Source organism: Helicobacter pylori, from assembly GCF_014496485.1.
GTDB classification, from domain to species: Bacteria; Campylobacterota; Campylobacteria; order Campylobacterales; family Helicobacteraceae; genus Helicobacter; species Helicobacter pylori_DD.
The window spans coordinates 23,311-46,758 of record NZ_JACTAX010000010.1; the positions used below are offsets into that span (position 1 = coordinate 23,311).

At 37.5% G+C, this 23,448-nt stretch carries 21 protein-coding genes, 4 tRNA genes and 1 pseudogene; 6 read left to right on the top strand and 20 right to left on the bottom strand.

The annotated features are described in order from the left end of the window. Position 1: 1 nt before the first annotated feature. Positions 2–86 (bottom strand) — tRNA-Tyr (locus tag IC572_RS06020). Between the two features lie 27 nt (positions 87–113). Next, positions 114–189: transfer RNA gene (locus IC572_RS06025), tRNA-Thr, on the bottom strand. 186 nt (positions 190–375) lie between these two features. Between IC572_RS06025 and IC572_RS06030 the strand changes: the two genes are divergently transcribed. Then, positions 376–2,112, top strand: a complete 1,737-nt coding sequence (locus IC572_RS06030) for an ABC transporter ATP-binding protein/permease (RefSeq protein ID WP_187855401.1) — start codon at positions 376–378, stop codon at positions 2,110–2,112. 10 nt (positions 2,113–2,122) lie between these two features. Here the strand turns inward: IC572_RS06030 and IC572_RS06035 are convergent, their stop codons facing one another. The 7 genes and pseudogenes from IC572_RS06035 to IC572_RS06070 form a co-directional block, all read right to left on the bottom strand. Then, on the bottom strand, positions 2,123–2,791 hold the full coding sequence (locus IC572_RS06035) for an HAD family hydrolase (RefSeq protein ID WP_187855403.1): 669 nt from the start codon (positions 2,789–2,791) through the stop codon (positions 2,123–2,125). 101 nt (positions 2,792–2,892) lie between these two features. Beyond that, complete coding sequence (locus IC572_RS06040) at positions 2,893–3,882, bottom strand: DNA adenine methylase (protein WP_187855405.1); 990 nt, start codon at positions 3,880–3,882, stop codon at positions 2,893–2,895. Positions 3,883–3,890: 8 nt separating this feature from the next. After that, a pseudogene (locus IC572_RS07805) lies at positions 3,891–4,577 on the bottom strand (HNH endonuclease). A gap of 94 nt (positions 4,578–4,671) precedes the next feature. Beyond that, a complete protein-coding gene (cysE, locus tag IC572_RS06055; RefSeq protein ID WP_000886329.1) occupies positions 4,672–5,187 on the bottom strand; it encodes a serine O-acetyltransferase in 516 nt (171 codons plus the stop codon). Between the two features lie 318 nt (positions 5,188–5,505). Beyond that, positions 5,506–5,592 (bottom strand) — tRNA-Leu (locus IC572_RS06060). A 53-nt stretch (positions 5,593–5,645) separates the two neighbouring features. Beyond that, positions 5,646–5,732, bottom strand: a tRNA-Leu gene (locus IC572_RS06065). Between the two features lie 70 nt (positions 5,733–5,802). After that, the gene (locus IC572_RS06070) at positions 5,803–6,120 is read right to left on the bottom strand and encodes a F0F1 ATP synthase subunit C (protein ID WP_000669961.1); all 318 of its coding nucleotides are present in this window, start codon (positions 6,118–6,120) and stop codon (positions 5,803–5,805) included. 262 nt (positions 6,121–6,382) lie between these two features. On the opposite strand from IC572_RS06070, the gene IC572_RS06075 reads away from it, so the two are divergent. After that, positions 6,383–7,498 carry a hypothetical protein gene (locus tag IC572_RS06075; RefSeq protein ID WP_120866260.1) on the top strand — a complete coding sequence of 372 codons (1,116 nt, stop codon included), beginning with the start codon at positions 6,383–6,385 and terminating at the stop codon, positions 7,496–7,498. A gap of 79 nt (positions 7,499–7,577) precedes the next feature. On the opposite strand, the gene IC572_RS06080 is transcribed toward IC572_RS06075, so the two are convergent. The 10 genes from IC572_RS06080 to IC572_RS06125 form a co-directional block, all read right to left on the bottom strand. Continuing rightward, on the bottom strand, positions 7,578–9,644 hold the full coding sequence (locus tag IC572_RS06080) for a polyribonucleotide nucleotidyltransferase (protein ID WP_187855407.1): 2,067 nt from the start codon (positions 9,642–9,644) through the stop codon (positions 7,578–7,580). A gap of 2 nt (positions 9,645–9,646) precedes the next feature. After that, a complete protein-coding gene (locus tag IC572_RS06085; RefSeq protein WP_164500476.1) occupies positions 9,647–10,351 on the bottom strand; it encodes a phosphoribosyltransferase in 705 nt (234 codons plus the stop codon). 14 nt (positions 10,352–10,365) lie between these two features. Continuing rightward, entirely contained in the window at positions 10,366–12,627 is a 2,262-nt protein-coding gene (locus IC572_RS06090; protein ID WP_187855435.1) for an LPS-assembly protein LptD, read from the bottom strand. A 1-nt stretch (position 12,628) separates the two neighbouring features. Next, entirely contained in the window at positions 12,629–13,108 is a 480-nt protein-coding gene (locus IC572_RS06095) for an RDD family protein (protein WP_187855409.1), read from the bottom strand. 48 nt (positions 13,109–13,156) lie between these two features. After that, positions 13,157–14,431: a phosphoribosylamine--glycine ligase gene (gene purD / locus IC572_RS06100; RefSeq protein WP_187855411.1), complete on the bottom strand. Its 1,275-nt coding sequence runs from the start codon at positions 14,429–14,431 to the stop codon at positions 13,157–13,159. Positions 14,432–14,813: 382 nt separating this feature from the next. After that, entirely contained in the window at positions 14,814–15,158 is a 345-nt protein-coding gene (locus IC572_RS06105; protein WP_187855413.1) for a hypothetical protein, read from the bottom strand. A 1-nt stretch (position 15,159) separates the two neighbouring features. Next, positions 15,160–15,630, bottom strand: coding sequence for a hypothetical protein (locus tag IC572_RS06110; protein ID WP_187855415.1), 471 nt, complete (start codon positions 15,628–15,630; stop codon positions 15,160–15,162). Between the two features lie 441 nt (positions 15,631–16,071). Then, on the bottom strand, positions 16,072–16,758 hold the full coding sequence (locus IC572_RS06115; RefSeq protein ID WP_000959617.1) for an ABC transporter ATP-binding protein: 687 nt from the start codon (positions 16,756–16,758) through the stop codon (positions 16,072–16,074). After that, on the bottom strand, positions 16,752–17,456 hold the full coding sequence (locus IC572_RS06120; protein WP_000370662.1) for a di-trans,poly-cis-decaprenylcistransferase: 705 nt from the start codon (positions 17,454–17,456) through the stop codon (positions 16,752–16,754). The genes IC572_RS06115 and IC572_RS06120 overlap by 7 nt, the downstream gene beginning before the upstream one ends. Positions 17,457–17,495: 39 nt before the next feature. Continuing rightward, entirely contained in the window at positions 17,496–20,336 is a 2,841-nt protein-coding gene (locus IC572_RS06125; protein ID WP_187855417.1) for an FAD-binding and (Fe-S)-binding domain-containing protein, read from the bottom strand. Between the two features lie 71 nt (positions 20,337–20,407). On the opposite strand from IC572_RS06125, the gene IC572_RS06130 reads away from it, so the two are divergent. Genes IC572_RS06130 through crcB form a run of 3 tightly spaced genes read left to right on the top strand, consistent with a single transcriptional unit; the run spans position 20,408 to position 21,862 of the window. Continuing rightward, positions 20,408–20,740 (top strand): rhodanese-like domain-containing protein, encoded by a 333-nt coding sequence (locus IC572_RS06130; protein ID WP_000888808.1) that lies wholly within the window; start codon positions 20,408–20,410, stop codon positions 20,738–20,740. A 2-nt stretch (positions 20,741–20,742) separates the two neighbouring features. After that, on the top strand, positions 20,743–21,423 hold the full coding sequence (locus tag IC572_RS06135; protein ID WP_187855419.1) for a uroporphyrinogen-III synthase: 681 nt from the start codon (positions 20,743–20,745) through the stop codon (positions 21,421–21,423). Between the two features lie 46 nt (positions 21,424–21,469). Continuing rightward, entirely contained in the window at positions 21,470–21,862 is a 393-nt protein-coding gene (gene crcB / locus IC572_RS06140) for a fluoride efflux transporter CrcB (RefSeq protein WP_127956123.1), read from the top strand. A 50-nt stretch (positions 21,863–21,912) separates the two neighbouring features. On the opposite strand, the gene hemW is transcribed toward crcB, so the two are convergent. Further along, the gene (gene hemW / locus IC572_RS06145; protein WP_187855437.1) at positions 21,913–22,950 is read right to left on the bottom strand and encodes a radical SAM family heme chaperone HemW; all 1,038 of its coding nucleotides are present in this window, start codon (positions 22,948–22,950) and stop codon (positions 21,913–21,915) included. A 95-nt stretch (positions 22,951–23,045) separates the two neighbouring features. Here hemW and IC572_RS06150 point away from each other — a divergent pair, with 95 nt between their 5' ends. Next, complete coding sequence (locus IC572_RS06150; RefSeq protein WP_000756025.1) at positions 23,046–23,336, top strand: c-type cytochrome; 291 nt, start codon at positions 23,046–23,048, stop codon at positions 23,334–23,336. Positions 23,337–23,448 lie beyond the last annotated feature (112 nt).

Consider the following 23,448-nt stretch of genomic DNA (forward strand, 5'->3'; position numbering starts at 1 on the left):
ATGGTGGTGAGACGTGGATTCGAACCACGGAAGACATAGTCAGCAGATTTACAGTCTGCCCTCGTTGGCCACTTGAGTATCTCACCAAAAACTTCACAAAATAACATTTTAACTGGAGCTGGCTAAGGGACTTGAACCCCCGACCTGCTGCTTACAAGGCAGCTGCTCTACCAACTGAGCTAAGCCAGCAACTAAAATAATCAAAGACTTGGGATTATAGCAGTTTTATACTTGACTTGTCAAGAAATGATGACAGAAAGCTAAATTATTCGTATGGCACAGAGCATGGTTAAAATTTAGCTATAATCTAGCTCAATTTGGCTTAATACAGCTCAAAGCTCATTACATATGAAAGAATTTATGGACACTTAAATTATGGCGAAAAAAAAACATAAAATTTCTACTTTAAAATACTTTTTACGCTCTTTAAAGCAAATCTACATGTTCATCACTTTCAAGGAAAAAATGGTTTTTTTCCTGCTTGTGCTGATGGCGGTTTTTTCTTCTTTTGTGGAAGTGATGTCCCTAACCCTCCTGATGCCTTTTATCACTCTCGCTTCCGATCCTAGTAGGGCTTTAGACGATAAAGATTGGAAAATGGTCTATGATTTTTTCCATTTTTCATCTCCCGTTCGCCTTATGTATTTCTTTAGTTTTTGCTTAGTAGGGATTTATTTGTTCAGGATGTTTTATGGGGTGTCTTTCACTTATTTGAAAGGGTGTTTTTCCAATAAAAAAGCTTATCAAATCAAGCAACAACTTTTTTTACAGCACATTAAAAGCAACTACCTCTCCCACCTTAACCACAACTTGGATTCTTTAAGAGATATTATCAATAATAAAGCGGATGGCATGTTTATGAGCTTTAACGCTTTTTTGAATCTACTCACTGAATTAACCGTGATCGTTTTTTTCTATTCCACGCTATTAATCACTAACTGGAAGTTAACGCTTGTATTCACTCTAATCATCTCTATACAAATTTTTATCATCACTAAAAAAATCACCATTCTTATTCAAAAAAAGGGCGAAATAGCGGCAAAATCTAGGGCACAAACGCTTAAAGTTTTTTCCAAATTTTTCAGCAATTTCAAAATCACTAAACTCAAAGACAACCACGAAGAAGCCCACAAGCTTTTTGGAGAAAATAGCCGTAAAGCCCATGACACCGAGATCATTTACGCCACTTTGCAAGTAGTCCCCAGGTATTCATTAGAAACGGTGGGTTTTAGTTTGTTGATTTTAGCGGTCGCTTACATTTTATTCAAATACGGCGAAGCTAAAATGGTGCTTCCTACCATTTCTATGTATGCTCTAGCGCTTTATCGCACGCTCCCTTCTGTTACTGGCGTTTTGAATCAATATAATGAAATCGCTTACAACCAGCTTGCGACTAACATTGTTTTTAAAAGCCTTACTAAAACCATCGTTGAAGAGGATTTAGTCCCTTTAGACTTTAATAAAAAAATCACTCTTCAAAACATTTCATTCGCTTATAAGTCAAAACACCCGGTTTTAAAGAATTTTAACCTCACCATTCAAAAAGGTCAAAAAGTCGCTCTCATAGGCCATAGCGGGTGCGGAAAATCCACGCTGGCGGATATTATTATGGGGCTTACCTACCCTAAAAGTGGGGAAATTTTTATTGATAACACCCTTTTAACCAACGAAAACAGGCGCTCATGGCGTAAAAAAATAGGCTATATCCCCCAAAATATTTACCTTTTTGATGGCACTGTGGGGGATAATATCGCTTTTGGGAGCGCCATAGATGAAAAACGCTTGATTAAAGTGTGTAAAATGGCTCATATTTATGATTTTTTATGCGAGCATGAGGGCCTTAAAACCCAAGTGGGCGAAGGGGGTGCTAAGCTTAGCGGCGGTCAAAAACAACGCATAGGCATTGCAAGAGCCTTATACGATAACCCTGAAATTTTGGTTTTAGATGAAGCCACTTCAGCCCTAGACAATGAAACCGAGAGTAAAATCATGGATGAAATCTATCAAATCGCTAAAAATAAAACCCTAATCGTTATCGCCCACCGCTTAAGCACGATCGAACGCTGTGAAGTCATCATTGACATGAGCCAGCACAAAGACAAGCTTGGCTAATCAGCTGGCTTTATTCTTGCTTGAAGTTTTGTAAATCAAACCCCTTAAAGCTCTCCAAATACTTCCCTTGATAGCCGTTTTGACCCACTAAATTTTTCAAAACCTTGCTGTTGTAACCCAAAAACGCCACTTCATTAGCCTTAGCGCTTTCATAGTCATTGACGCTATCGCCTATCATTAGCATGCGGCTTGGGCTATAGGCGTATTTTTGAATGATATTGGCGATGATCTTGGGTTTATTAGGCGGACTCCCTTCAACGCTCCTAAAATACTTAGTAATCCCTAAAAACTCGCACAACACTTGCAATTCGCTATGCAAGGCCGCTGAAGCGATATGGAAAATGTAATTTTGATAATGCTTATCAATAAACGCCATCACTTCGCTATTCAAATGCTCCCTATCAAAAAGCTTTTGTTCTATGATAGCGCCAAACTCTAGGGCTAATGCATCCACTTCTTCTTGAGCGATAGGGGTTTTTAAAATCTCGTTATAAAAATATTGGATTTTTTCATTCCTTGAAATCCCCCCACTTTGATAATGATAAACTTCAAATTGCTTCAAATCCTCTTGATTCTTGTTGCCATGCTTTTGAAACAACGCCTTAAACCCTTCATATTTTAAATGCATGCTGTCAAAGATCACGCCATCAAAATCCCATAAAACCACTTCAAGTGCCATGATTTCCCCTTTTTTATAGGCTTATTTTGGTTTCATTTTACCTTATTCAAGCGGTATTTAAGCGATTATTTTTGCCATTTAAGGTTAGGCTATCTTGACTCTTATTTGATAAGAATATGCAAACACTCTTTGGTGTGCGCGGCTTTATGGGCGCGTTTGTTATCCGCTTTAAAACGCATGTAAGTTTTGGTAGTTAAGGAGTAAGCGCCGTATTTTTTTAAGATATTTTTAATCTCTGTCTCGCTCATAAGCCCTTCATTGTTATAGCTTAAAAAAATATATTTGAATCGTGCTTTTTTGATCAAGTTTTCAAAAGTGTTTAAGATTTGAGAACGAGAGCAAAAAGAGGATTTCTGATAACTGGGCAAGCCGGTTTTGCCTTTTGGAGCAAAGGGCGTATAAGCAGCAATCGTGTTCAATAAATGGTAATTCGCCCCGTATTGCCTCGCATTGTAAGGAGGGTCTAAATACAAAATATCCCCTGAAATCTTTCCAATCAAATCATTAGAATCCTGCTGGTACACTTCATTAGCGTTTAAGCTCAAATCAAAATGAGCGCCTTTTAAGATGAGTTCTTTTTGAGCGCTTTTTTTAAGGCGTTTTAAAAAAGCCCCATAAACTGAAGCGGTGTTAGCCACCTTGTCTGCACTCTCTAATAGCGATGCGAGCAAAAAATAATACGCATGATTATCAATGTTTTGAGAAAGTTTAAGCTCTTCAATTTTTAGACGCATCGCATCAATTTTTTGAGCGTTTGTTTCGCTAAAATACTGCCTTGAACTCCCCCCTAAAGAATAATGCGAATGGATAAAACCTTTTTTTAAAGCAACGCTATTAAGCCCATTAATAAGCTCTTCTTGATTGGGGATTTCTTGAGTGTTGCCGATATAATTTTGATTCAAAACAAAGCTATAATATTCCAAATCATTAGAAATAACCTTATTAACGGCTTTTTTAAACGCGCGCCCCACAATACCAGTCCCAGCGAACAGATCACAAAAAATCGCGCCAGAGAGATCATTGCCCACAACCGCATGGATATTTTCCTTAATAAAGGGAATGAGCTTGTATTTAGAACCGATGTAGTTCATTGCAACCGCTATAAAGTAGTTTTTTGATGGTATCCATTTTGATACCCCTCATAATAGCCTTTTTGATGCCCTTCATTGTATATCCTACCATTACAAGTTTTCCTGTATTGTATGGGGTCATACTGGTAACAACCCACACAGCCGTCATATTCAGCCTCCCCTTCATAGAAAGGATAACGATTGCCAGGAATTTTTGTTGCGTCAAATCTATAGCCAGTCTCTTTGCATTCTTTACAAATCTGGCGTTTCTTAATCATTACAAGCTTTGCATAAAGCCTGAAAATCATCAAAAGCTTGTGTGCTTAAATCAGAAACTCTTGAATCATCCTTGTGGCCGTCTTTATGATCCACCTCTATTTGAGTGTTTTCAGAGTTGCCGTGTGCACCGCACATAGTGCAACATTGTTGTTTATAGTGGTTTTTAATGTCTTGACGGATACTTTGATTAAAAACACATTCGGTATTATAGCCATTCAAGCGTATTCTATCAATGGAATTTCCTGGAGTTTGCCCTTTATCAAATTCTAATATAAATTTCTAACCAAAGATGAGTTATTCCTACACCAACTCCCCCCATTACCTAGCTGTAATCCTTGGTATTTTTCTACAAATTCTGTAACGCTTACTCAACGACTCACCCTGTTTTTATCAGGTTGTGCGAGTTCCAAAAATAACTCTTTTTTACTTTTATTCATCTTTAAAATTCTCTCTATAAAATTTCATAAATTCTAATCAATTTATTTCAAAATAACCCGCATCGCGCAAATTAGCTCAACCGCTTGTCTAGAATTAACGATCCTTTGTGATGGTTTTGGCTTTAGCGCCTACAGCCGTAGAGCCCGTGGGTAAATCTGAAAGCACCACCGCATTAGCCCCAATCTTCACATCATCGCCCACGCAAATCGCGCCCAAGACCTTAGCCCCTGCCCCCACTACCACTCGGTTGCCTAAAGTAGGGTGGCGCTTGCCCTTAAACTTGCCCGTGCCCCCTAGGGTTACGCCATGATAAATAGTAACATCATCTCCAATCTCTGTGGTCTCGCCAATCACCACACCCATGCCATGATCAATAAAAAGCCCTCTCCCAATCTTAGCGCCCGGGTGGATTTCTATCCCGGTAATAAAGCGCGCTAACTGAGAAAGCGCACGCGCAATAAAATAAAACCCCCGCTTGTGCAACGCATGCGCTAGGCGGTGGCAAAGCAGTGCATGAATGCCCGGATAAAGCAAAAGAACCTCCCACTTATTCCTAGCTGCCGGGTCTTCTTGCAAGACACGCTCCAGGCTATAAGACAAATCCAGCATGATAGAGTCTCCGGTTGGAATATATTTGAATCAACATGACTTAAGCAGATTTTTTCTCATCCATTCCAATAAAACTTGATGCAAATTTTTCTTGTCATTATACCCAAACTCACACTCCTTTTAATGGAGTAAAATTAATAGAGTAAAACGCTCTCTCTTTTAATTTTTTTTAAATTCTCTTAAACAACCCTTTAAAAAAGGCTTAAAAAAAACCCGCTAATCCATCATTGATTTGGCATTTATTTGGGATAAAACTATTTTAATGAAAAAATTTTAAACGAAAAAGATAAAAAGCAGATTGAAAAAAATTACTAGTAGTGGTGCCGAAGGTCGGACTCGAACCGACACGGGATTGCTCCCACCAGATTTTGAGTCTAGCGTGTCTACCAATTCCACCACTTCGGCGTGTATAAAGCAAAGAGTGAGATTATACCCACTTATTCCTTAAAGAAACTTAATGGTGCACTGGGCGAGACTCGAACTCGCACGAGATTGCTCCCACCACCCCCTCAAGATGGCGTGTCTACCAATTCCACCACCAGTGCTAAAAATTTAAAACAGATATTATAGCTAAATCATGCTTTTTAAGCAATAATTTAGCCCATCAAAAAACCTTTAACTTAAGAATGGGTTACTATAAATAGCGATAATAGCAAACACTAGAGTATAAATCACTTGCGCTTCAATCATCGCCATGGCCACGAACATGGTTGTGAGCAATTTACCGCCCACTCCTGGGTTTCTCGCTGTGCCTGTAATGGTCGCTGCGGCCGCATTCCCCATGCCGATCGCCCCACCAAAAGCGGCAATCCCTAAACCGATCATCGCTCCTAAGATAGAATAAGATTTAATCATATCCATCCCACCCATTCCGCCATCATGAGCGAAAGCAACGCCCGCTAAAGCCAGAAAAAATAACGCTAAAAATTTCATTTTCGCACTCCGTTTCAAAAATTAGGCTTGATTTTCATTTCGAATCGTTCCTCTACTTTCAAAAATACAAGCAAGAATCTATTCTAATACAAACTAGCTTAAAATCTCTTTTAAAATAATAAATTTTTATTAAATTATTAGAAATAAGGAAGTTTTTAAAAAACAAATTTGCTTTAAGCAATAAGTTATCCTTAAAAACTTAAAACAATCCATTAGTAGTATAATGATGTGGTCAATAAATTAGATACAACAAAGGATCACAATGCCAAAAGATAACAATAAAGAACTCACTCTACTTGAAAGGGTTTTGGGTAGCAGAATAGAAGTTCTGCCGACTTTGCCAAGAAAACAAACACTTGATAGCAATTATCAACGCATGATTTTAATTAAATCAAATGAGCTATACGATAAGCTAGGTCATATCATCAATCATGGCCTTAGCTCTTTGCCTATTTTTACAACAAGTGTTCCTTTAGATAAATTAGTGTTATATAAAGATGGAAAGGTTTCATCTATGTTAAAAGGTGTCAAAGGGTTTGGGGGCCATGAAGGTTTTGAGATAGTAGGTGCTATTGAGCTAACTACAGGGATTATGAACCATATTGCCCCTATTCTTAATTATAAACTAGCAGAAATCTATTATGAAGCATATGCCGAAACTAATCGTCTTTTTGACGAAAACCAAAGGCTACTCACACAACAAAACATCTTTGTTGCCCAACAAGTTAATGCCTTAAAAGCTAAAACTAAATTTCTCCAAGAAGTTTATAAGGATATTTCTCAAATTTCTAAAAGTGATATTTGGAGACAATCAACATGCACAAATTTACAAAGAATACACATTGAATTAAATGAAATTTTTTATAATTTTATATCCCAAATAAATCAAGGGCTAATATTAAAGAACTTTAATGATGTAAGTGGTAACCACATTTGTGCAAGATACGCTCTTTCTCATTATATTTTTGCGTTGGTTTTAGAATATGTTGCTGCAGGACTCATTGATAATGAGAGCATGAAATTTTTAAAAGCCAAAGTTGAAGAAGCTTTTGATAGTTTTAACAAAACAACAAGTGATTTGGAAAGAGAATTAAATTTTATCCAAAATAGCAATTTTCAAACACAAAAATATATTTGGAATAATCCGTTTCTTGGCTGGTGGTATGATAGCTGGAACAACCAACCACAACCACAACACAACCCTTATCAGCAAAACGAATTAAATAGGTTGAATAATGAAAATATAAATATAGAATATATTAAAAATAATGTTTTAAGTTATTTTGATATAAAAAGGGATAGAGAAGCTCTTTTTAATTTAATTGAAGCCCCTAAACAATACCTTCAAAATATTGTTATCACCCACGAAGAGAAATAAAAAAGAGTGTATACATTTTAGCCAAGTCCTATGTATTAGATTGGTTTTACATAGGACTATGGATAATTTAAGAGATGGATTAAGCCAAATCCAAAGCGATTTTACCCTTATTGAAACTAATCACCCTACATTTGATGCTATCGCCTTCTTTTAAAACCACTTGACACCTGTCCATGTTTTGTTTTCTTAACAAGCCTTCGCCCCCCTTAGGCAAGCTTAAAAACGCCCCAAAATCCACGATTCTCTTCACTTGAGCTTCTAGCACCTCATCAATAGCGTATTGCTCCAATTCTTGATCTAAAGAATGCAAATAGTTTAAAATAAATTCCTTAGTTTTAAAAACACGCTCTTTATTCCCCATGATTTTCACTTCACCGCTTGGTTTGTTCAAATCAATTTTAACCTCAAACTTTTCTACTATCTCTTTAATCACACGCCCCCCTTGACCGATAATTTCTACAATTTTATCGGGCGCAACATTAAAAATCTCCGTTGTAGGCAAATGGGAAAAATTGATCACAATCTTTTCTTTCGCTTCATGCATGATTTTTAAAATATGTTCTCGCGCTTCTTTAGCTTGGAGTAAGGCTTGGTATAAAACCTCTAGTTGGATACCGCTCATTTTGGTATCCATTTGCATAGCCGTAATGCCTTCTAAATTCCCGGCAATCTTAAAATCCATATCGCCTTCTGCGTCTTCTAAGCCGCTAATATCGCTCAAAATAGCGTGATCTTGCCCTTCGCTCACCATGCCCATAGCCACCCCAGCGACTAAATCATAAATTTCCACACCGCTTGCATAAAGGGCTAAAGACCCTGCGCACACGCTCGCCATTGAGCTTGAACCATTGCTTTCTAAAATCTCAGAAACCAATCGTATCACCTGCTCTTTATTTTTAATGCTCGTTTCTAAGGCCCTTTTAGCCAAATTCCCATGCCCTAATTCACGCCTTGAAGTCGCGCCAATAGAACTCGCTTCGCCCACGCAAAAAGGAGGGAAATTATAATGAAACATGAAGCGCTCTTTGATAGGAGTTTTATGCTCCAAACTCTCATGGGTTTGAGCGTCATTATCCGTGCCTAAAACCCCTACCACTAAGCTTTGAGTTTGCCCCCTAGTGAATAAAATGGAGCTGTGCGCCATAGGGAGCAAATCGCTCTCTATCAAAATGGGCCGCACTTCTTCTAACGCGCGCTTATCCGGGCGGATTTTATCTTGAATAATCATGCGTCTAATCTCGGTTTTTTTCACCTTCTCTAAAGACCATTCAATTTCTTCTAAACTGAATTCTGAGTGGGCTTCACTGATTTTTTTAGCAATTTCATTGAAAACATTCTCTCGCTCGCTCAAAGCAGAACTTTCAATGCCTTTAATGATTTCATCAAAATACTGATTTTTTAATAAATCTAACAGCCTTTCATTAAAAATTATTCCTTGGCTTTCTTTAAAAAGCAGCTCGTTTTGGTGAGGCGTGAAAATCTCTTCATAAAGCGTGCAAGTTTCTTTCAAACTTTTTTGAGCCAATTCTAAAGCTTTTAGCATTAAAGGCTCTTCTAAAGCGTTTAATTTTTGCCCCAAAGAGCGCATTTCTATCATGTTCAAACTCTCTTTCGTGCCGGACACGAACAAATCCAAACTGGATTGATTCAAAAGGCTTGTGTTAGGGTTAATGATAAATTCGTCATCAATCCTAGCGATCCTGCAAGCGCTCACGCTTTTAATAGGAGCGATATGGGCTAAAAAGAGAGCGGCTGAAGCGGCGTTTAAAGCAGAAACCTGCAAATCATTTTCAATATCATGGCTTAAAACCATTAAAGTGATCTGGGTAGGGTAGCGGTAGTCTTTAGGGAATAAAGGGCGTAAAGTCCTATCTATAAGCCTAGAGGTTAAGATTTCAAAATCTTGCGCCCTGCCTTCTCTTTTAACAAAACCGCCTGGGATCTTTCCGGCTGCATAAGATTTTTCTAAAAACTGCACCACTAAAGGCAGAAAATCTTCACTCACAGGCTCTCTTTCTATACACACGCTCGCCAAAATGATGGTTTTTCCTAAGCGATACATTAGAGAGCTGGTGGCTTGTTTGGCCACTTGTTTGAGAGCGAATTCTTCGGTTTTGTTACTAGAATTGATGGTGATAAAATCCATATTTAATGTTCCTTTTTTAAATTGGGCGCGTTGTTAGCGCCCAAGTATTTTTCAATTTCTTCATTGCTTAATCGCTTGAGTTCTTTATAATGGTGTTCCACAGAGACAAAACATTCAGGGCGATACACGCTAATCACCCCATCGCACAAACTTTCTAAGCCTTGAGCGACATTTTGCGCGAGAATGGGGGTTAAAATATAAATGTCTTGGCATTCTTTTTTCAAGCAAGTTTGCACGCCTAACCCTGCTCTAAACCCGGTTTCAATCCCCCTATCTACGATAAAAATATTTTTATCTTTTAAACTTTTGATCGCATTGCCTTTGCGATACTGATAAATGTGAGACAAAATGTCTTCTTCATAAGCTCGCTTGGCTTCCCCATAAACATAGTCTAAAGTGATGTCAAAGGAATTGATCAAGCTTTCATTCATCACTATATCCATGCTTTCACTCACTAAAGCGATCTCGCATTTTGGGTTTAAGGGAGCTAGGATAGGTTCTAAAAAAAGTATATCATAAGTCGCTCCAAATTTTTGCGCTAAAGCGTGAGCTAAATACAGAGCGTTAAAACTCAAAGCGAGCATGATGGAATCTTTTAAATCAATGTGGTGCGTGTGGATTTCATTAATCAATTTGTTTAAAGCGTCTTCTTCATTAATAAAACGCATGCCCTCAATATCGGTGATATGGCTAAAGTCCGTATTCAAATCTATTCCTTTTTTTACTTACGCTGTAAAGAGCGGTAAGTTACATTGGTTTTAGTGATCGGTGAAAAGTCTAATTCTAGCTTAACATAGTTATTTTCAAACACTCTTATAGGTTGGTTGGGATCGCCGGTGAGGATAGGGCGTCGTTGGTTGACGAATTGAAAGCCAATCCCAAAACAACGGATTTTTTTATAAATCCCCACATTCCAATTTAAAACCACATTGTTTCTAATATCATAACCCACATCCGCGCTCATGGAAAAATAACCAAAGTCGTTGCTAAAACCCGCCTTTAAATAATCCGCAGGATTTTCTACAATGCTGTTAATCCCACTGCTAAAATTGTTTTTTAAAAAATAAGAGAGGTTAAAGCTTAAAAACTTGCGTTGGTAATTGGCGTTCACAGAGATTTCTTCTAGGCGGTTTTGATAAAACGAATAAAAGACATTCCCAAAGATGTTCAATCCTGTTAAGGGCGAAAACCCGATCTTGCTCTCTAGTGGCATTCTAAAGGGTGAAACTTTATCGTCAAGATTGATGAGTTGCGATATTTTAAAATACAATAACTCTTGCCCCCCTAAGCCATAAAGGTATTGCGTTAGGGTTAAATCCACCGTCTTATTGCTCGCATTGCTAGGTAAAATGCTGCTAGGATTCCACACGGAGTCATACAAACGCCCTTGATAATCATAATCTCTCAATAAAGGCGAAGTGTAGCTGTTTAGAGCTTGCGCGCTTAAAGCATACATATTTTGAGAAAACAAGCCGTTTTTAAAGGTGTAATAAGGGATGTTGAAAATCGCTTCTAGTTGGATCGTGTGGAAAAGCTTGTTGTATTCTCTGGCTAAATCCGTATTGACATACATGGAAAAATTTGAAGACACAAAATTCCCAAATTCCCTTGATTCATTAGGGATCGTAGGCACGAAGGAATTTTTAGATTGCATTAAAGCCACATTAGATAGTTGGAGATCATTCCAAAGCCCTATAGACAAATACTTTTTAAACAAAGAAAATTGCAAGCCCACCGGCACATTCAAAGCGTTTTGCACATAGCCATAACCAATCTCTCTTGCGGTGTTTCTAAACTGATAATCCACTGAATACAACAAATTTTTAAAATACAAAGAATTTAAATATTTATGGTATTGCAAATTAGGGACAGATTGGAAAGTGCGGTTATTGTTGATTTTATTCAGGTTTAAAAAATACTTGATATTCAAGCCGTAATAATTGTTTTCTGTTTGCAAATAGTAATTCGCCCTAGACATGTGCGTGGCGTCTGTGATGCGCTTATTAACCTTTTCAAAACGCACATAGTCCAAATCGTTCATGTATAAAAAGTCAATGTAATGCCCGTTGTCAATATTAGACTTAAGATGAAAGTATTTTTGTAAAGTGTCCCTGCTAGAGCTTAAAAATTCAAACCCGTAGATATTTTGATTTCTCAAATCGTAGCGTTTGACGTATTGGGTGTAATTCCTAAAATAGCGCGCGTTGAATAAAAACCTGTCGTCTTTAGAGTTGATGTAGCGCGCTTCAAAATTCAATCCAAACCCCCTTTTATAGCGGATTTGTGGGGTAAAGGTCATATCCCATGAGTTTTTGGGGGCTAAATAAAAGGGTTGCAAATAAATAAAGCCGTCTAAGTTGGAAGTGCCAAACTCAGGGTATAAAAACCCGGTGGTTCGCTTGTTGCTCGTGGACATGAAAATATAAGGCAAATACAATACAGGAATATCGCCGATATAGATCTTAGGATTCCACATTGACAAATGCGATTTTTGCATGTTGAATGAGCCTGAAGTCGCATTGACATGCCAAATGGGGTTATCAATGCTGCACCCTGAAGCGCTCATGTTTTTAACCTTATATTTTTGATCCTTCCCGCTAGCAATATCTGCGCTCACCCAAATCCCGCTCACGCTGTCTTGGACATAAAAGGGGAAAATGATCTCATATTTTTCATTCAAACTCAATTTCACGTAATCGGTTTTAACGAGCAAACCCTCGCCCCTATAAACCTTGATATTGCCTTCTAATAACGCTTCTTTAGTCTTGGTGTCATAACGCACCTTGTCCGCTAGAATATACACGTCATAATTCAATAGGATCGCATTCCCTGAAGCGGTTATCACATTGTCTTTAGCGCTCACTTTATCCGCAAGGATTTCAAAAATCTTATGGTTTTGTTTGTCAAATCGTTGCATGGCGATTTCTTTAGCCTCTGATGCGCTCAACAAAAAAAAGACCGCCAAATACAACCAACGAATCATTTTAAAACAACACCAAAAGACTTTTGCTTTTTTCTTCATGCCACGCCCTATGATAGGGGTTTTTAAACACCACAAACCATAAAAAGGGGCATAGAAAAACCACGATTTTTAACCCTAAACGCTTCAATAAAATAGCCCTACTGGGGCAATCTGCTAAATAAATATCAATAATTTTAATCCTAAAAACCAGTTTAGCCAAACTTATCTTGCACAAACACACAAAAAAGATTTCATAAACGCCATACAAGATGATAAAACCCATCACAACAAACGCGCTGTAATAAATGGGGTTAGCTAGCCAGTATAAAGAATGCAAAAAATCGCATGCGTCTAAAAGATCGCTCAATAAAAACACCACTAACAAACCATCGGTTAAAAACGCTAAGATGCGCCAATACAAGGGGCATAAACGCATTTTTTCACGCATAAGGAGTGTTTCTATGATTTCAGTTTCTTCTTTTTCTAAATTTGGAGAGCGCATTCAAAAACAAACAAGACAAACTCTTTGGTTTGTCTTAAACTTTAACCTTTAAGAATATTCTTTCAAATCCAACACCTTAAAACCAATATCCTTGCGATAAAACATGCCTTCAAAATGCACCTTTTGAGCGATTTCATAAGCATGGTTTCTGGCTTCTAATAAGGATTTTCCTCTGCCAATGGCAAAGATCACCCTCCCCCCACTGCTTTCAAACACGCCATTATCCTGCTCCACCTCCCCTAAAATCAAATGACCCTTTTTTTCATCAACCGGATCAATATAAAGGGTTTGCTTGGGCGAAGAGCTAGTGGGGTAATTCCTAGAAACAAGCGCGACACTCATCACAAATTCTTTAGAAAACACCAATTCAAGAGAATGCAATTCCCCCTTGGCTGTAGCCAAACACAAATCTAAAAGCGAGCTTTCTAAAAGGGGTAAAATCGTCTGGCATTCAATATCTTTAAAACGCACGCTAAAATCCAATAAATACGGCTCTAAAACGCCCTTTTCTTCTATGATTACAATTTCAGCGAGTAAAACCCCTTTAAAAGGCGTGTTGTCAGCTTGAAGTTTCTCTAAAGTGGGTTTAAAGATATGATTTTTTATTTTCTCTTCTAATTCATTAGAGAAAAAGTTTGCAGGAGCGATAGCTCCCATACCTCCTGTATTGACCCCATTATCCCCCTCTAATAAGCGTTTGTAGTTTTGGCAAAAGGGCAACAAGATAAAATCATCATTGGCTATGAGCGCTGTAACTGAAAGCTCAAACCCCTCTAAAAAAGGCTCTATGATCACAGGCTCATTGCTTTGTTTAAAAGCGTCTTCAAGGATTTTTATCGCTTCTTCTTCTTGATGGACAATGCTTGTGTTTTTATTCAACGCTTTAATCACTAAGGGGAAAGAAGCGTTTTGAATATAACTGAGAGCTTCTTTTAAGTCGTTTGTTTCAAAGTAAGACGCGCTTTTGATACCGCATTCTTTAACAAAAGCTTTCATATAGCTTTTAGAAGCCTCTAACTTAGCCGCTTCTTTAGAAGCCCCAAACACTAAAATCCCCGCTTTTTCTAATCTCTCTGTAAGCCCTAAAATCAAAGGCTCTTCTTCTGAAATGATGGCTAAATGGATTTGTTTTTTAAGGGCTAATTCCACGATATGCTCGTAATGTTCGCATTCCAGATTTTCGCCTAAATCTTGAGTGCCACCATTACCCAAACAAAAATACAAAGCATTCACTCGCTCATCTTGCTGAAGCCTTTGAGCCAAAGCATACTCCCGCCCTTTATTCCCCACAATTAAAACATTATAGCTGTTGTTATCTTTCATGTCTTTCCTAAAATGTGGTTGTTTTTAAACCCAGATGACCGCTACTTTTACATGTGCATAAGTTCAACAAACCTACACTAATAAGACTAGGAGGATTTTCTTAGGGGCAGATTTAAAAAATGCCATCACACAAAAACCACTACCTTAGCCTAACTTATTTTTTCAACGAACTTGCCATCAATAAGAAACACGAATCATCTAGGCGATTCTTACAATTATACTTAAATTTTAAAGAAATTCCATGCAAAACTATACAGCATAAAAAACACAATCAAAAAATAGAAAACGAGAGAAATTATAGTCGTGGGTATGGGCGGTAAGGTTTCAATTGCGTTCAAATTTCTAATTTTTTGCTCTTAATCTTTTAGAAAAAATTCAAATTCTAAGGATCTATCTTTTCGTTAGGATTATTGGAGCGATTGGTTTTATCGCATTTAAATGAAAAATTTTTGCCGTCAAACGCTCTAAGGACAAGACCTGATTGTTTGCACAATTCCAATGCTTTGTTAAGCTTTTGATTTCTTATCTCTTCCAATTGTTTAATATTCGTATCAAGATAGGCTTCATAGGTTTCTTCTGTCATTATAATTACTCCAAATGTTAAAATACTATAGCCTTTATTTTGATAATAGGTTTTAAGTGCAACAAGGATCACTAAAGCATAAACACCTAAAAGCGCCAATAACCAAAGAGTTATTTTACTTATTATGTATAATGCTTTTTTCACTTCAATACCTAAACATAGGATTATCAAAATAATCAAACATTTTAGTATTGTTTTGTGGCTGTGTATTTTGATGATTGGAGTTAAGAATGTTGTTTGTAGGGTTTTCTAAGGGCTTTTTTGTAGCCGGCTCATCGCATTCAAACGAAAAATTGGTGTTATCAAATTTTTTAAGAACACGATTTTGTTGTTTGCAAAATTCTATCAATTTTTGAAAATTTTCTTGAGATTTTTTTTCTTGCTCTTCTTTTTGCCTACGCTGTTCTTTAAGATTTTTTTCTCTTAAAAGTTCTGTATGCCACCTTGAGATTTCAGCGTCTCTTTTAACTTCTGCTTCTTTTAATCCAATATTGCTAAGTTTTTTAAACTTAATACAATTTTCAAGAGATTTAAATAAAGAAAGACATAAAGAATCTTCAATTTCTAATTCATCTAGTTGCTTGCCAATTTTATACTGAAACCAAATATTATTCATGTGTAATTCCTTGTGAGAAATTATTATTCTACCAAAAACAATAAGACAAAAATTCTAACCATCTCTAATTTTAATACCCCATCAAACTTAATGAAACCTAAACTCAACGAAACCAAAACCCAACATAAATATTACTAAAAAGATTTTTTCTAAAGATCTCACCACCAACAAAGCGATAACTCGCAATTCAATCTTAGGCTTCATCTGCAACAATACAATCTTTAGCAATCAAGACATCTGTTATGATTAGACATGACTTTAGATTTTATTTTTAATAGTAAAACTCATTCCCCCTACAACCCCAAACTAAACCCCCTAACCCTAAAGAGCGCTTTTTTAAGAAGTTATCATTTAACTAGCGTCAAAATCTTTTATTTATTATAAAAAACGCTTTTAGTATTTCTTAAAATATTATCACTCAATAGGAAATCCTTTACTGATTTATTTCAGCCTTTCTTTATACGCCGCTTCCAAACTGCTATACCCTTTTTTCAATTCTCCCACATCCCCAAAAGCCACCACTTTAGCTTCTTTTAAAAAAATCGCGCTGTCTAAATACTTTTCCACATCCACCACCAAATGCGTAGAGACTAGCAAGCTTGCGTTTTGGCTAAACTCCTTAGCGATTAACTCAAAAATCTCTTCTCTTGCGATAGGGTCAATCCCAGCCACCGGCTCATCAAAAAGATATAAAGAAGCGTTTCGTGATAGGGTTAAAATCAGCTGTAATTTTTCCCTCATGCCTTTTGAAAGGGCTTTAAACTCTCTTTTTAAAGGCACGCTGAAGCGTTTGAGCAAATCTAGGGCTTTTGATGAATCAAAATCGCTGAAAAAATCCCTGTAAAAAGCGATCGCTTTTAAAGGCGTTAATTTAGGATCTAAAAAATCCCCATCGCTTAAAAACGCCACGCTTTTTTTCGTCTCTATGCCGATCTTTTGATTTAAAATTTTCACTTCCCCCTGATAGTTCAAATTCAATCCGGCTAAAATTTTTAACAGAGTGGTTTTGCCCGCCCCATTAGGGCCTAAAAGCCCTATAAATTGTTGTTTGGGTAGTTTTAAATTGATATTGTCTAACGCTTTTAAACTCCCATAAGTTTTAGTCAAATTCTCTATTTCTACTAGCATTTTAATTCCCCGAATTTGCGCACTCTTTTGTAAAAATCGCTAATGATGTTTTCTAAATCTTTAGGGGTGAAATCAGGCCATAAAATCGGCGTGAAAAACAATTCCGCATAACTAGACTGCCACAATAAAAAATTAGACAAGCGCATTTCCCCCCCTGTTCGTAACAACAAATCCACTTCCGGCAAATCATGCGTGTCTAAACGATTAGAAATTTCATTTTCTAAGCTTTCTAAAAGGCTTATATTGTTAGGCGGGCTTTCTAATAAGCTTTTAAACGCCCTTGAAAGTTCGTTTTTAGATCCGTAATTAAGGGCTAAAACTTGCGTAAAATCCTTAAAATGCCTGGTATCGTTTTCAAGCCGTAAAATCGTATCTCTCAATTCTTTAGAAAAGCCCTCTAAATCCCCTATCGCCCTGAAGCGTATGTTATTATCCAAGTAAGTGGATCGCTCATCTTTAAGGTATTTTTTAAGCATTTTCATCAAAAAATCCACTTCACTTTTAGGGCGTTTCCAATTTTCCGTAGAAAAAGCGTATAAAGTCAAGCATTCTAGCTTATGGTTAGCGCACCAGATCGTGATGTCTTTAAGGGTTTTTACGCCCTTTTTATGCCCATAAGCCCTAGCTTTATTCTTTAATTTAGCCCATCTGCCATTACCATCCATAATAATGGCAAGATGTTTGAGAGTGTTATCCAATGCCTTTACCCTTTAAAGAAAGTCTTTAATTATACACCATTAAAGCGTGCAAGCATCCACTAAATAAGCGATATGCTGCCAAGCGAATTGGGTTTTTTCACTCAAACCAATTTCGCAAGTGCTAGAAGTGGAAAAGCCCCTTTTAAGATCATAGGATTGGTAAAACGCTTGAAAGCCGTTTAAAGCGCTCTCGTTCAATTCAGGGGTAAAAAAGCCCTTATTCCCCGCAAAGCCACAACAACCCGTCTCTTTATGGATAACAATCTCGCCCAAAGTGCATTTTTTAGCCAAATTGAATAATAACTCTTCTTTATTTTCTAGCTTTAAAGCGCACATCGTGTATAACCCTATGTCTTCGTTAATGGGGTTGAATTTTAATTTAGGGCTTAGAACTTCTTCAATATAGACGCTCAAATCATAGACTTTCAAATCCTTATAAGCTTTCATTTGCTTGAAAAAATGCGTCGAACATGCGCTATGGTCTAAAACAATGGGGATTTTTCCCTCATCGCTTAATTGTAAAAAAATCGCATGGTTTTTTTCATTGTTTTGTTTGGTTAAGTCGGTGTAATTGATGAAGGCTTTCCCGCAACAAAGCGCATCCAATCCATTAGGATACATTACCGAAACTTTGGCTTTTTGGCATAAGGATTCAAACACTTCTTGAATGCATCTTTTATCCGCCATTTCTTTTGATGGAGCAAACGAGCGGTTGATGCAGGTGCTGAAATAAATGACTTTTTCTTCGCTCTTATGCGTTTTATTTTCTAAAGGATAGGCGTTGTTTTTGGGCATGTAATGAAAGGCTTTAGGGAAAGGTTTGATGAACTTTTTAATCCCTTTAGTTAGGCTCACCAAGTTGTGAGTGCCTATGAGTTTTTGAACCACGAAAGCGCTTTTTAAAGAAAAACGAGCCGCACTTGTGGTTGTTTGCATGTGATTAAGGATCTTTGAAGCGATCTTTCCGCCTTTAGGGTTTTTTTGATAATAATTTAAAGCGATCTTTCCGGTATCAATTTCTAAAGGGCATAGCATAGAGCACATATGGCACACCGCGCAAGTGGCATGCGCTAAATATTCAGACTCTTTTAAAAGCTCATCTAATAAAACTTGATCTTCATCATAACCATGGCTTACCCTTTCTTTTAAACGCTCTACCTCTCTGTGGATAACGATTCGTTGTCGTGGCGTTAAAGATAAATCTTTACTGGGGCAAATCCTTTCACAAAACCCGCATTCCATGCACATGTCCAGATGCTCTTCAATAGGGTAAATGCTCTTTAAATTTTTAGTGTGGATTTCTTTATCGTTTGTGATGATCACATCAGGGTTTAAAAGGCCATTAGGATCAAACAATTCTTTGATTTGTTTGTGGATTTTGTAGGCTTTTTCTCCCCACTCCATTTCCACAAAAGGGGCTACCATCCTGCCTGTGCCATGTTCGGCTTTAATAGAGCCAGAGCTTTTGCTCACCATTAAAAACATCTCATAAGCTAGATTTTCAAACGCTTTTCTTTCAGCTTCATTTTCTAAAATCGGCGTAACGACAAAGTGCAAATTCCCGCTTAAGGCATGCCCAAAAATAATGCTGTTATCCTTAAAGCCATGTTTTTTTAAAAGCCCTTCAATCGCTTTTGCCCCCTCTACAAAATCCTCTTGACTGAAGCACACGTCTTCAATGATCACAGAGCTTTGGCTTTTTCTTTTTGACGCTGCGATAGGGAAAATGCCTTTTCTGATCTTCCACCACGATTGATAAATGTTAGGATCACTGCTGATTTGAGAATCTAAAACGACCGGTATTGTGCTCAAGGCGTTTAAAATCGCTTGCATGTTGTTTTCTAAAATTAAAGGATCATCGCTTTCGCTTTGAATGAGTAAACATGCGTTAGGCTCTTTGACTTCTAAAATCACGCTAGGCATGCCCTCTAAATTTTTCACGCTTTTTAAGCACGCATAATCCATAAGCTCTGCTGAAGAAATCATTTCAGGTTGTTTGGCTTTTAAGGTGGCTAAAATTTGAGCGGCTTTGGCGCATCGCTCCAAATTTTCATAAAACAATAACGCGCAAGTTTTATAAGCGTAGTCTTTCACGCATTCTAATTCCACGCTTGAAATAAAGCCTAAAGTCCCCTCAGAGCCTATGAATAAATGGCTGATGATCTCCATAGGATCTTCAAAATCAATGAGAGCGTTTAAGCTATAGCCGGTGGTGTTTTTGATCTCGTATTTTTTCTTAATTAAAGCGTGCAATTCTTTGTCTTCTAAAATCTCTTTTCTTAAATTCAAAACCCCTTCAATCAAATCTTTGCGCGCGTTTTTGAAATCCTCAACGCTCTCTTGATTGGCCGTGTCTAAAAGAGTGCCATCAGCTAAAATGACTCTTAAGGATTTTAGGGTTTTGTAGCTGTTTTGCTCCACCCCGCAACACATCCCGCTAGCGTTATTAGCGACAATCCCCCCTATCATAGCGGTGTTTATCGTAGCAGGATCTGGGCCTATTTTTTTATGGTAAGGTTTTAATAGAGCGTTCGCATGGCTTCCTATGACTCCGCATGAGAGCTGAATGCTTGTAGCGTTATTTAAAATGTGAGCGTCTTTGAAAAAATGCACCACCACCACTAGCACCCCATCACAGCTCGCCTGCCCTGATAAGGAACTCCCAGCCGCTCTAAAAGTCAATGAAACGCTATGCTTTTTGGCTAAAATACAAATCTTTTGGACTTCTTCTTCATTTTTCACCCAAGCGACTATTTTAGGGATATAACGATAACATGACGCATCAATGCCATAAGCCAAACGGCGTAAATAATCCTTAAAGATCCGCTCGTTTAAAAACCCGCTCGCTTCGGTAAAAAAAGCATGATAATTTTCTTCCACACACTCTCCTTAAACATTCTTATTTATCAAATCATTGTAACATAACCTTACTTTAAAAATTAAGGATAAACATGCTTGAAGATTATGCAATCAGTTTAGAAGAAGTCAATTTCAATGATTTTATCGTCGTGGATGTGCGCGAATTGGACGAATATGAAGAATTGCATTTGCCTAACGCTACGCTCATTAGCGTCAATGACCAAGAAAAGCTCGCTGATTTTTTATCTAAACACAAAGATAAAAAAGTGTTGCTCCATTGCAGGGCTGGCCGCAGGGCTTTAGATGCGGCTAAAAGCATGCATGAATTAGGCTATACGCCCTATTATTTAGAGGGCAATGTCTATGATTTTGAAAAATACGGCTTTAGAATGGTCTATGATGACACTTGCGCTAAAAAAAACTAGGCATGAGGGAGATTGTATGGGTGCATTCTCAAAGAATCGCCCCTTATAAGACTCTCATTTTAAATGAATTGCACTACTATCCTTTAGAATTGGATTTAACCCCTTTCAACGCCCTGATTTTCACTTCTAAAAATGCGGTGTTTTCCTTGCTAGAAACTCTAAAAAACAGCCCCAAACTCAAAATTTTACAAAACATTCCTGCTTACGCTTTGAGCGAACCCACCGCAAAAACCTTACAAGATCACCATTTTAAAGTCGCCTTTATAGGGGAAAAAGCCCATGGCAAAGAGTTTGCTCAAGAAATCCTTCCCTTATTGGAAAAAAAAAGCGTTTTGTATCTTAGGGCAAAAGAAATTGCCTCTTCTTTAGACACCATTCTTTTAGAGCATGGCATCAATTTCCAACAAGCCGTTGTTTATGAAAACAAGCTCAAACATTTGACTTTAAGCGAACAAAACGCCCTAAAACCCCAAGAAAAGAGCGTTCTTATTTTCACCGCCATAAGCCATGCAAAAGCCTTTTTGCACTATTTTGAATTTTTAAAAAGTTACACCGCTATAAGCATTGGCAACACGACCGCTTCTTATTTACAAGAACAAGGCATTCCAAGCTATATTGCCAAAAAACCCTCCTTAGAAGCGTGTTTAGAACTGGCTTTAAGTTTGAGGATTAAGGAATGTTAAAAACACCTCATTATAATGCTCTCAGTTATTTTTTAAAGGATGATGCATGAATCTTGTCTTTTTATGGGCCGCTTTAGGGGGGGCTATAGGGAGTTCGTTAAGGTATTTTGTGGGCAAAATGATGCCCAGTAAATTTTTAATGTTTGAAAGTTTCCCTTTAGGGACTTTTAGCGTGAATGTCATAGGGTGTTTTGTCATCGGCTTTATGGGGCATTTGGCTGTTAAAAAAGTTTTTGGCGATGATTTTGGGATTTTCTTTGTTACCGGAGTTTTAGGGGGTTTTACGACCTTTTCTTCTTATGGGCTAGACACTTTAAAACTCTTGCAAAAATCCCAATACCTTGAAGCCATTTCTTATGTCTTAGGCACTAACATTTTAGGGCTTATTGGGGTAGCCATTGGTTGGTTTTTGGCTAAAAATTTTATAGGCATTAATTAAAAAACGCTTTCTGGCGTTTTATTAACGCTTGATTGAAGCAAAGCCTAAAATCACAACAGCCACAAAGCCATTTCATCGGCCATGAAAAAATCGCTCGCTATCAATCGGTTATTTTTAATGAAAGCCTTATTTTCTTCAATCAAAAACTTTACTTTATTTTTATCTAACAAACTAAGTTCAACCCCCAGCACGCACCTCAAGCCTAAAAACAGCTTTTCTAAGCGCTTGTCTTGTTTATTAAGCGTCTCAACTTGGCGTTTTAGGGGGTCTTTAATGTAGTTTTCTATGAGTTTTTTTGCAAAAAAGCGCTCATTCGCCACGCAGCCCACAGCCCCAGCCCCACACCCTAAATAATCTTTAGCCCCCCAGTAAGCCAAATTATGTTTGACTTGATAATCTCTAGCGTAATTAGACACTTCGTATTGCTTGAAAGAAAAGCCCTCTAAAGCCTCTCTCACCACATTGTCAAAATCCACGCATGAGGGTTTTTTGGCGTTTTTTTCTAAATTCGTGTTTTTTTCAACGCTCAAAGCGTAAGCGCTCAAATGGTTGATAGGGAGTTCTTTAGCGAGGTTTAATTCTTCTTTTAAGGAGGTTTCATTGTCTAATGGGGTGTTATAAATCAAATCAATGCTGACATTTTCAATCCCGCTTTTTAAAATAGTTTCTATCACAGGGGCGATATTTTTGGAATGTTGGCGCTCTAAAAACAACAATTTATCCTCCCTAAAACTTTGCACCCCTAAACTCAAGCGGTTGATCCCTAAATCTTTTAAGCCTTGACACCAAGCTTTAGAAATCAATTCAGGGTTAGCTTCAGTGGTGATCTCACAATCCAAGCTCAAGCGCGCATGTTGATGAATGCTTTCAAAAATCCTTTCAAAAGCCTTCACGCTTAAAGTGTTGGGCGTGCCGCCGCCAATAAAAACGCTTTCAATTGGTTCGTCAGTTTGACTTAAGGCATGCTTTAAATCCAAGCATAATGCTTGAGTGTATTTTTCTTTTAACCCATGCTTATTTTCATAGGAATTGAAAGCGCAATAACCGCATTTATTTTCACAAAAGGGGATATGAATGTATAAAATCATATTTATTTCTCTCATTTTCACTTCATTTTTTAAGCAAAACTTAAACTTGTAATTGTATCATTTTAGGATTATTTTGGTAATCAAGGAGACAAACGATGAAAAAGGTTATTGTGGCTTTAGGCGTTTTGGCGTTCGCAAACGCTTTAATGGCAACCGATGTTAAAGCTCTTGTAAAAGGTTGTGCCGCTTGCCATGGGGTTAAGTTTGAAAAAAAAGCTTTAGGCAAAAGCAAAATCGTTAACATGATGAGTGAAGCGGAAATTGAAAAAGATCTTATGGATTTTAAAAGCGGTGCCAACAAGAATCCTGTCATGACCGCACAAGCTAAAAAATTAAGCGATGAAGACATCAAAGCTTTAGCCAAATACATCCCCACTCTCAAATAAACCCTCTCAGTTTTAATAGCGTTATTTGGGCGCTATTAAAATGGGTTTCAAGCCCTTTTTTCTTAATTTTTGATTTTAGTGGCATTCTTAACCCTACTTAAAGCCAGCATAC